At 37.2% G+C, this 10,119-nt stretch carries 8 protein-coding genes and 1 riboswitch; of the genes, 3 read left to right on the forward strand and 5 right to left on the reverse strand.

Annotation, left to right across the window (positions count from 1 at the left end; genetic code table 11):
* Positions 1-656 precede the first annotated feature (656 nt).
* Complete coding sequence (locus JCM9152_RS20420; RefSeq protein WP_035347538.1) at positions 657-1,529, forward strand: SMP-30/gluconolactonase/LRE family protein; 873 nt, start codon at positions 657-659, stop codon at positions 1,527-1,529.
* 71 nt (positions 1,530-1,600) lie between these two features.
* On the opposite strand, the gene JCM9152_RS20425 is transcribed toward JCM9152_RS20420, so the two are convergent.
* Positions 1,601-2,902 (reverse strand): NCS2 family permease, encoded by a 1,302-nt coding sequence (locus JCM9152_RS20425; RefSeq protein WP_035347540.1) that lies wholly within the window; start codon positions 2,900-2,902, stop codon positions 1,601-1,603.
* Between the two features lie 144 nt (positions 2,903-3,046).
* A riboswitch (purine riboswitch) is annotated at positions 3,047-3,148 on the reverse strand.
* Between the two features lie 260 nt (positions 3,149-3,408).
* On the opposite strand from JCM9152_RS20425, the gene JCM9152_RS20430 reads away from it, so the two are divergent.
* Both JCM9152_RS20430 and JCM9152_RS20435 read left to right on the forward strand, forming a co-directional pair.
* A complete protein-coding gene (locus tag JCM9152_RS20430) occupies positions 3,409-4,143 on the forward strand; it encodes a helix-turn-helix domain-containing protein (RefSeq protein ID WP_035347542.1) in 735 nt (244 codons plus the stop codon).
* Between the two features lie 75 nt (positions 4,144-4,218).
* Positions 4,219-4,611 (forward strand): VOC family protein, encoded by a 393-nt coding sequence (locus JCM9152_RS20435; RefSeq protein WP_035347545.1) that lies wholly within the window; start codon positions 4,219-4,221, stop codon positions 4,609-4,611.
* A gap of 639 nt (positions 4,612-5,250) precedes the next feature.
* Here JCM9152_RS20435 and JCM9152_RS20440 read toward each other — a convergent pair.
* The 4 genes from JCM9152_RS20440 to JCM9152_RS20455 form a co-directional block, all read right to left on the reverse strand.
* On the reverse strand, positions 5,251-5,940 hold the full coding sequence (locus tag JCM9152_RS20440) for a 4'-phosphopantetheinyl transferase family protein (protein WP_035347549.1): 690 nt from the start codon (positions 5,938-5,940) through the stop codon (positions 5,251-5,253).
* 66 nt (positions 5,941-6,006) lie between these two features.
* Positions 6,007-6,672, reverse strand: coding sequence for an MBL fold metallo-hydrolase (locus JCM9152_RS20445; protein ID WP_052016254.1), 666 nt, complete (start codon positions 6,670-6,672; stop codon positions 6,007-6,009).
* 107 nt (positions 6,673-6,779) lie between these two features.
* Positions 6,780-7,346: a MepB family protein gene (locus tag JCM9152_RS20450; RefSeq protein WP_201768806.1), complete on the reverse strand. Its 567-nt coding sequence runs from the start codon at positions 7,344-7,346 to the stop codon at positions 6,780-6,782.
* Between the two features lie 65 nt (positions 7,347-7,411).
* On the reverse strand, positions 7,412-10,119 hold a 2,708-nt coding region (locus tag JCM9152_RS20455; RefSeq protein WP_148296563.1), incomplete at its 5' end, for an FAD-dependent oxidoreductase.

Genomic DNA, 10,119 nt, shown 5'->3' on the forward strand with positions numbered 1-10,119 from the left:
TTTTTGCGACTTTACTATCATATCAACTAATGACCATAACGTCAACAACTTTTTTCAAATTATTTTAATATAGTCATGACTGACAACGAGAAATAATATATCATGATTCGTCATCTATCGTCAACATTTATTTTATTTATACTTTCTTTTCTCGCTAGATTTGTCAACTATATACAGAACTAAACTCTCTGCCTACCACTTTCACAAGCATAGATAAATATGAAGAAACGACTGACTTTGTTGAAAAAATTAAATCAAGTAAGCCAAAACACATCTAAAGAGGGTGAAACCATTTTAGGCAACAAGATGAAATGAGTGAGCTCCACGAAATGATCGACCGAATTTATACAATGACAAACGATTCAACTAACATAGCTCATTCTGTAAAACAAGCTTCTACAAAAATGAAAAAACAAAGTGAACAATTGCGACAAAGCGTTCAACAATTCAACACCTCGCCAGCAACAGATAATCACTACTCTTCAAAGCACTGTACATAGCCCGTGTCAAAACTTCCCTATGAGCTATCACCCTCATAAAGAAGTCATAATGGGCGCAGCCAGTGCTCCTCTTTTAAGAATTTTCAGTGTAAACGTTTCATTCCTTCTATAACAGGTATACAATTAGTACAGATTATCAATGAGGAGAGATGTAACATGATCGAAACAGCAGAACTGATCATAGATGAAAAAGCAACACTCGGTGAATCTCCTAGTTGGGATGAGAGACTTGAAGTTCTCTATTGGGTAGATATTATCGAGAAGAAATGCTTCATCTATGATCCTTCTAGCCATCATCAGAAGTCGATTCAGCTTGGACAGATGGTCGGCGCAGTTGCACCAACCGAATCCGGAGGACTTATCACAGCGTTAGAATCAGGATTCTATTCTTATAATAGGGAAACAAATACGACAGCATTCATTTCCAATCCAGAAGAAGGAATGAGCGATAACCGCTTCAATGACGGAAAATGCGACCCCGCTGGCCGCTTTTGGGCTGGAACGATGAGTCTGAAAGGCCACAAAGAGAAAGGAGCCCTCTATTGCTTAGAACCTAATTTATCCTGCTCCAAAAAACTAGATCATATAAGTATTTCAAACGGGCTTGCATGGTCACCAGACAATCAATATATGTACTATATCGATACACCTACACAAAGGGTTGTACGATTTAACTATGACATCACGAATGGGCAAATCACTAACCGAACCGAAATCATTATAATCGATAAAAGCGATGGATCACCCGATGGAATGACGATCGATCAAGAAGGTATGCTCTGGATTGCTCATTGGGGAGGGGCAAAAATTTCGAGGTGGAATCCAAAAAGTGGTGAACATTTACTTGATATACCTGTCCCCGCATTAAATGTGACATCTTGTGTCTTTGGAGGTCAGGATTTAACAGACCTTTACATTACAACAGCGAGAATGAATGATGAGCAACACGAACACGCCGGAGGCTTATTCCGCATCAAAACCAACATAAAAGGAAGTCCTACTTATCGTTTCAAAAAGAATACCGTTTAAAGAGATATCATCAAATGCTCCATTCAAAAAAGGTTCAAGCAGGGATGTCCCACTTGAACCTTTTGTATGATTTATTTTGGCGAGAAAATAAAGTATAAAACAAAGACAACGAACAATACATACATTAACGGATGGATTTCTTTCGCTTTTCCTTTACAAATCATCGTAATCGGGTAAAAGATAAAGCCAATCGCAATCCCCGTCGCAATACTGTATGTTAACGGCATCGCGATCACCGTCAAGAAAGCCGGTACAGCAATTTCGAACTTATCCCATTCAATTAAGCGAATGGATGAGGCCATCAAAATACCGACAACAATTAAAGCAGGAGCCGTTACTTGCTCGGTTACAACTGCTAATAATGGTGAAAAGAATAGTGCTACTAAGAACAATCCGGCTGTTACAACTGATGTAAATCCTGTACGCCCACCTGCAGCAACACCAGAAGATGACTCAATATATGCTGTTGTTGTCGATGTTCCAAGCACTGCACCAATTGATGTTGCTGTTGAATCAGCTAATAAGGCTTTTCCTGCACGCGGAAGCTTATTATCTTTCACAAAACCGGCTTGATTTGCAACAGCATACAATGTACCTGCTGTATCAAAGAAATCGACAAACAAGAATGTTAGTACGACAATGACTAATGTCCAGATTTCAACTGTCGACCAATCAAATATAAAAGCTTGACCAAATGTCGGTGCTAGACTTTGAACAGAACCAACAATCGCGTCCGGACGTTCAATTAAACCGAATAGCAAACCAGCAATAACTGTTATTACCATTCCGTAGAAAATACCACCTTTAAAACCACGTACCATTAAAATAACCGTAACGACAATACCGAATACCGCCAGCAACGTCGTCGGAGCCGTCATGTTACCTAATGTAACAGCTGTCGCTTCATCCCCAACTACGATACCTGCTTGCTTCAATCCAATAAAAGCAATAAATAAACCAATCCCAGCTCCAGCTGCATATTTAAGCTCTGCCGGAATTGCATTAATAATCATCTCTCGAATGTTTAATAGCGTAATAATAATAAAGATAATACCTGAAATGAATACACCGAACAACGCAACTTGCCATTCTACTCCTAATCCAATAACAACTGAAAAAGCAAAGAAAGCATTTAATCCCATACCAGGCGCAAGTGCAATTGGGTAGTTAGCTAATAGCCCCATAATTAATGTTCCAATTGCCGCCGCCAATGCCGTAGCCGTAAATACTGCACCAGGGTCCATTCCTGTCGCACTCAAAATATCTGTGTTAACAAACAGAATATAAGCCATAGCCAAAAACGTTGTTAACCCCGCAATACTCTCTCGTCCGATTGAAGTTCCATGCTCTTTAAAGCCAAAAAAACGTTCCAACCTTTTCGCCTCCATTTTTTCAGTCTTCACCTAATTCAATCCACAAGCAAACAAGCCTCTTTCTAAATCAATAAAAAAACTTCCAATTCATCTCGTACGAATGGAAGTTTAACTAGAAATCATCAGATTTAAGACAGGATGCAAATAAAATTAGATGATTATCGTAGTCAAACTATTTACGGTAGTTTGGTAGAGACGCGCAGGCCCTATTCCTGCATTTATACGATAAGACTCTTATATAAAATTATTATTTCTATATAAGAGTCTACCAACATCATTTTCTTCTGTCAATAGAAAAACCGAACGATTGACAGGAATCTTTTATTATTATTCGCCTACGCCCCCTCTGTTTTAAAACCATTTCAACTATATATCAAGGCTAATTCCATCGCTTTATTTGGTATAATCTAGTTGATAATAATTTAAAATCTGACATTTTAATTAAGAATGTATGAAGATAACAAGTCACGACAATATAGGAGTAAGTTGAAAGGTGGAATAGGTATATGTACAATCCCAAAGGCAACGGAAAACAAAAAGCAATACAACAAGTACAATTTATCGAGGTAGAGCCACCAAGTCACTTGTCCGGATTAGTACATCGCTTTTTGGAGCTAAAGACCGATACTCCACTGGCTGATGACTACCTTTTTCATGCCTTGCCAGACTCATGCACCTACATCATTTTTGATCAGTTAAATCCAGAGATAGCAGGTATCACGAAACTCCATGCTACTTCTGAAGAGCTAAACCTCGGTAAAAAGTTTCATTATATCAATATTCGGTTCTTGCCTGGCGTGTGGAAGGGGCAAGCAACCTATGGTGTAGTAGACGCACCTTATACAGGCATCTTGCAGCTTAACGAGACTAACCACACACTTATTGGGTTAGATTTCACTGCCAAACAGTCGGTATTATCTAGGCTGGTGGAGCGACTAATCGAAGAACAGCTAGTAGTGGAAAATCCAGTAACTGAAAAAATATTTGCGCACATTGATCATATTCACAAGGTAACTGACATGGCAGATATAGCAGGGGTGTCACCTCGACAACTCCAGCGAACTCTTAGGCAAACAACAGGATTTGCTCCACATGACTTTCTCAAGGTACTACGCCTACAACAGTCGCTCGACAGCGATAGCTACTTGTCTCATTATGCTGACCAATCGCACTTTATACGCTCGTTTCGCAAAGCCACAGGCTACACGCCTGCAAGGTATGCTAAAAAGTTTAATGTCTGATTTGTACAATACACATCCCTTGTAACTTACTATACTAGACGTATATTACTAATAAAAACAAAGGAGAGTAATAATATGTCAAAACAAGCAAACAAAGTGGCGTTTTTTGAACTGCCAGCCGATGACATGGCACGAGCAAGCAAGTTTTATGGTGAAGTCTTTGGTTGGTCTACACCTGAACAAGGTGGCGGCAATGTGTGGGCGTTTACCACGCCAGCCGATGAGCAAGGCAACCCGACAGAGACAGGAGCTATCAATGGCGATATTCGTCCACGTAGCAAAGGGTTTGACCGCCCGCTTATCATGATTTTGGTTGATGATGTCGAGGTACAACTGAAAGAAGTAGAAAATGCAGGCGGTAAAGTGGTACACCCTGCACAAGATGAAAGTCAGTTTGGTGGTCCAGTGTGGGCGGTATTTAGCGACACCGAGGGTAACCATCTAGGCGTGTATTCGTTTGGGGTATAACGACAACTAACCTGCCTACACCTCCATTACTATAACCGATGACCTCCCTATGTACATAGCGGAAATGCTGCCAGCCAATAAACCAAAGACTATACTACAGCCAGAGTATAAAATGAATATTGCTAAACACTAGTAAAAAACGTTGTTTAATAGGATCCTTTCATACAGTAAAATTTAGAATTATTTGCAAACGACGGTTCAAAGCCGTCGTTTGCATAATCATTTCCTACCAACATTCTTTGCCATTCGTGTTTGACGACTTCATAATGCGATTATAAATTCTAGTAAATTCTTCAAAAGTTAAACGCCCAGTTGATATGATCGGAAATTTGTAAACAGCCTTTTATAATGAGAAAACCAGCAACCAACGGGTAAGTATCCCAATTTCACCAATTTAGGATTCATCATCAGTTTGATACCATTGCATACTCTGCACTTTATTTTGAAAAAACATCACTGTACACTAACGACAAACAGATGAAGTGTGAAGCGTCCAAAGATAAACTTTACGACCGTTCATATCGTATTTTATGAACCAAAAGAGTGAAAAGCTATCCACTTTTCCTCTTTTGGTATTCATACACATTAAAATATTATTCTTGTGAGAATAATATTTTAATACTTTATACAATAACTCGACTAGATAATATTTTTATACATATCAAATAGATTTACAAATTTTATTTTTTTGGGGAAGTCATTTGACTTAGCACAAACGGAAAGCTTATAGCCATATTCAAGGAAATACTGTTTGAAATAATATATTGGATGTTTCTCTTTAGTTACGATTTGGATGTCATTATGAGTATTTTTAATTACGTTAAAAGAATTTAATGGAATGAATAGACCTTTCCCTCTAGCTTTAATGTAACTTTCTTTAATGGTCCATAAATCAAAAAAATATGGTAACCGTTGCTCTACATTTTTACCTAACAAATCTTTTTGTTCTTCTCTTGTAAAAAACTGCTTTGCGATTCCTAGGTCTACCTTTCTGATTTTCTCTACATCGACTCCTATAGATGTTGAATGAACAGCACAGACAATCCATTCTCCTGAGTGAGAAATATTATAACAAATACTAGAATCGTTTAACACTTTTGGCTTCCCATATTTATTTGTTTCAAACAATATTTTTTCATTTTTAATTTGAAGTTTACTTTGAATAATAGATCGAATTAAAAGATCCGCCAATAATGATTGTAATGCATCCTCCTGTCTTAGATAACCTTTAATCTTGTCTTGCTTTTCAGAAGAAACATGTTTTAACATGTTTCTAAATTGATGAGATTCTATCCTACTAGGGATTCTTCCAGCGAAAAGCTCTATCATCTTTGTCACCAGCTTCTCCTTTTTAATATTAATTGTTCTATATAGATTCTTTGAACCTAAAAAGACTTAAAGGAAATCCATCAAACCTTCTTGCCCATTGCGTAACCTAAATTGAATGAAATCTTCTTTATTAGTGATATTAAGGTAGATATTGTTATTTAGGACATATGCAAACTCCCTACCTACCTCTGCACGATACCTGTGCCCAGGATAAATTTTTGTTGAAAGTGGAATGATGTCAACTAAACGTCTCAGAGAATAAAAAAGTTCATGTGGATCAGAGGTTCTATCAGTACAAATACCACACCCTTCTATTAGTAAAGTATCACCTGAAAAAAGGTTTTCGTTAATTAAGTAAGAAACACTACCCTTAGTGTGGCCTGGTGTCAAAAGGGGCTTAATGATTAATGTCCCTATTAATAGAGGTGTCTCATCATTTATAAGCATTATTCGTTTACTACTAATATTGCATATCCGATTTGCTTCAGCAGATATATATATTGGGGCATCATAGTAATCAGATGTATGCTTTGCTAAATTAGTATGGTCTAAATGTTCATGGGTTATCAAAATTGCTTTTATATCCAATTTCAATTCAGCAATAGTATTTATGATTTTCTCCAATTCCCAAGCTGGATCAATAAGTACGCCTATTCCTTCAGCATTGTAAACAACATAACTATAATTTATAAATTCTTTGCCACAAACCCTTATTACTATTACTTTATACATCATTTTTTCTCCTATTTAATTCAGCGCTAAATGTTTTATGATTTTTTGAACAATTAAAATGAATTCTCCGCTACTGCTAGCGAAGAATTCAGACCGGAACTCACTAACTAAAGTTTAAAGAGTTGACGTATGCCTTCTATATCAACAGTCTCATTTGGGCCAAAAGAAAAAAAATAACGGAGTTGCCATTTCTGTGTATTTACAGCCTGTTTGTTTACAGGTTGAGTCCATGGTGGGTAAACTCGAAAAGCTGTTTTTCCTTTTTTATTACTATGAGACATAATCCTCTTTTCAATGAGTATTTTTTTATCAAAAACAAATTGCCCTTGATTTTGTGAATCTCTTACACCAATAATGATGAAATCTACACTATCAGTACTATCAAAAGGAATTATTATATCTAAAGGACGTTTCCAGACTGTCACAAATTGCCCTACTTTAACTGGTGTTATTTTTGCATCGCGGTAAACAACCTCTTTCCCTTCAATTTCAAAACGGCAAGCACCATACTCACTACTTTCTGGTTCTCGAATAACCTTGTTCGTTAATGTCATTCCAACATTTTCATAAGCGTATTTGATCGCCATCTCCAATTGGTATGGCATTGTTGGAAGTCCAGCATTTAGCTCAGAGTCTTTTAAATTTCTCAAATTTGAATTGTTATAAATAGTCATATACCCTTCCCTTCTAAGGAATCTGTTTATTTGTTGTACAATCAGTTATTAAAATACATTTATATCTATTGGAAAATAAGAGTTTTTGATTCCTCGCTTCTTTTTAATAAACGATTCAATTCTTTCTCTAAATTAGATGTGAATTGAGGATAAACATGTTGTCCATGATGGCGGAATTCGCTAGCTTCAACAAAATCCTTCCGAAAATGTGGAGCAGCTTCTAAAAATACTTCCATATCGTTTTCTCCTATTATTTGCAACATTGGTAGCTTGAGTGGTTGATTTAAATTAAAAAGGCCATCTGCTTCGTGCATAGGTGAACGCCATGGGGCCATAGCTAAGAAAAATTTAACTGATGCAAGTCCATGGTCATGCCCTTGTGCTTGAAGAAAAAGTGCTACCGACGCTACCGACGCTCCTTCACAAAATCCCGCGATACCATCAAAAGGCCCGTAGCGTTGTACAACTTCCTTCAAATACAATAATGTTGTATTCCACTGATCACGCACATCCGAATTGACCTGGATCGGGGTACCGTAATGGTGTTGTTGGAAAAGATCTTCAAATCCAGCACGCCATTCACGATATCGAGTGTTCTTGTTATATAGTCCTGATTTTACCAAGCCATCTAATCCTAATTTTTGTAACTGCTCTTCATTTGTAAAAGCGTCCATCTCATAAGGTGCATCTGGTACCACAAAATCTAAATTAGATTTTTTAAGCCAACCAGTTTGGTCAAGTAGAGTTCTGGCTAAACGGGCATCCGTTCCTTGCCCCGGAAGAAAAAGGACGCGATATCGACGAGGTACAAATACAGATATCGACCCCTCCCTCAATAGAGAGGTTTGTCTACGTACTTCTGATAGGTTGTGTGGGTCACGTCGATGTATAATCTGTAAAGCTGGTTGTAATAGTTTCCAAATAGATTCGCCTTCTGACAGTGTTCCTCCTAATTTGTTACAATAACTTTTCCACTCTTCCTCACATTCAATTTGGAATCGATCAAATGGACATTCTTCAGTAATTCGTTTTGCAAGATTTTGCTTTGCATGATCAATAAAGTCCCAAAGTTCTGTATAAAGACGCTCTAGAGTTGTCATTCCTAATGATTCTTTCTTAATACGTTCAAGAACAGCATTGAACTCATTTGGATGCTCTCTAAAATGAATATAAGCAGGTACAAATGATTGTACAAAAAATGAATAACTACTACACAATAAAGATTTAACTTTGTTAAGAATCTGAGATCCATTAGTGCCGTCATTATAAGTAATTAGATTAGGGTCCCCGTTAATCCAAAGACCATCTACTTGAGTATTTTCTCCAAATATATTACGCAAAATGCTATCATCAGTTTTGGCTCCCAAGCATTTTAGGAATACATCACACTGGATAGATTGTCCATCCTCTAATATAACCGAGTTCGATGTGAAACCAGATGGATTCCCAATTACAATTTTTAGCTTTCCTAACATTTGAGCTAAAAAGTATAGATCTGAGCCTGCGGGAACTGTACCTTGATTTAGCATAATCTCTCCCTCTTGATCTCGAATAACTGTTTCTAAATCTTCAATATTAATTCCACAAGCTTGATAGAATGGACGCATTACATCAACTACATCTTCCGCTGACATTGTTCCTTTACTAGAATTCAGTATCCAATTACCGACTTTGGGCATTACAAGATTCTGCTTACGACATACTATTGTCACGTGTTTAGCCCCATTTTCTAATGCAGTACGCATATTTTCTACTGCAAAAGCTCCATGACCAAGGATTACAACAGAAGCATCTTTGAATAATTTAGTAGGAGTGTCATCCGCTACTCCTAGTGCAATATGTCCGTTAAATGAAGACTCACCTGGGAACTCTTTCTTAACTAGTTTATGTAGACCACCAGTTAGTGCCACTACTCCAGAAACCATCATTTTGTGAATTTCCCCATCGATTTCATAGGTCACTTCATACTTAGAATCTTCCAATTTTTTTATATTTTTTACCAAAGTATTAAAATATATTGGCCCTTTTAAAGAATCAGCTACAAGTTTTGTACCATCAATAATTTCTTTTCTAGATGGAAAAATGGTTTCCCACTTCAAATCATTGGAGGTAGTGGGAATCGTGCTGTCAAACCCGTAACCAGGAGAGTCAATTTGAAGTTTTGATTCTTGATTAGCCAGCCAATGCCAGACTCCACCTACACGATCGGTAGCTTCCATTACAATGACTGAAACTCCTGATTTTTCTAAATTTCTAGCAAAAGCAAGCCCCCCTATACCTGCTCCAATCACCAGTACAGGCATCTTAGAAACGCTCTTTTTCAATAAGGTTGGTTTCACACTATTAGGTTCCTGAGATTTTAAGGTTCTAAGGTAGCGAGTAATTGATTTGATGTCGGGATAATCAAACAGAAACGATGGAGCAAGGTTCACTTTATAATGAGTAGCAATACGGTTACGAAGTGAAACGCTAGCTAATGAATCGAGTCCGCTGTCTAATAAAGATACGTCATTCTCTATGATTTTACCTGTAATTTCTAAAACAGCATCACGAATAAAATCTTCCATTTTTACAGTATGATCAATTTTATTGATTTCATTTTCATTCTGAAAGAAGTTTGTTCTAATTAATTGAGAGACTAACGGAAAATCAAATTGGAAGCTATCCCAATTAATTGGGGTAATACAAACGACTCCTTTTTTATCCCCAACCAGGAGTTGTTCAATGGCTTTTTTCCCTAATTCATTGGAGATGGAACTTAATCCCGTTGTTT

It is taken from the genome of Halalkalibacter hemicellulosilyticusJCM 9152 (assembly GCF_000513115.1).
GTDB lineage: Bacteria > Bacillota > Bacilli > Bacillales > Bacillaceae_D > Halalkalibacter > Halalkalibacter hemicellulosilyticus.

Bases quoted from the DNA above. Each gene is read 5' to 3' on its own strand.
- JCM9152_RS20435 (WP_035347545.1), top strand. From the start codon at position 4,219: ATGTCAAAACAAGCAAACAAAGTGGCGTTTTTTGAACTGCCAGCCGAT.
- JCM9152_RS20440 (WP_035347549.1), bottom strand. From the start codon at position 5,940: ATGATAGAGCTTTTCGCTGGAAGAATCCCTAGTAGGATAGAATCTCAT.
- JCM9152_RS20450 (WP_201768806.1), bottom strand. From the start codon at position 7,346: ATGACTATTTATAACAATTCAAATTTGAGAAATTTAAAAGACTCTGAG.
- JCM9152_RS20430 (WP_035347542.1), top strand. From the start codon at position 3,409: ATGTACAATCCCAAAGGCAACGGAAAACAAAAAGCAATACAACAAGTA.
- JCM9152_RS20420 (WP_035347538.1), top strand. From the start codon at position 657: ATGATCGAAACAGCAGAACTGATCATAGATGAAAAAGCAACACTCGGT.
- JCM9152_RS20445 (WP_052016254.1), bottom strand. From the start codon at position 6,672: ATGTATAAAGTAATAGTAATAAGGGTTTGTGGCAAAGAATTTATAAAT.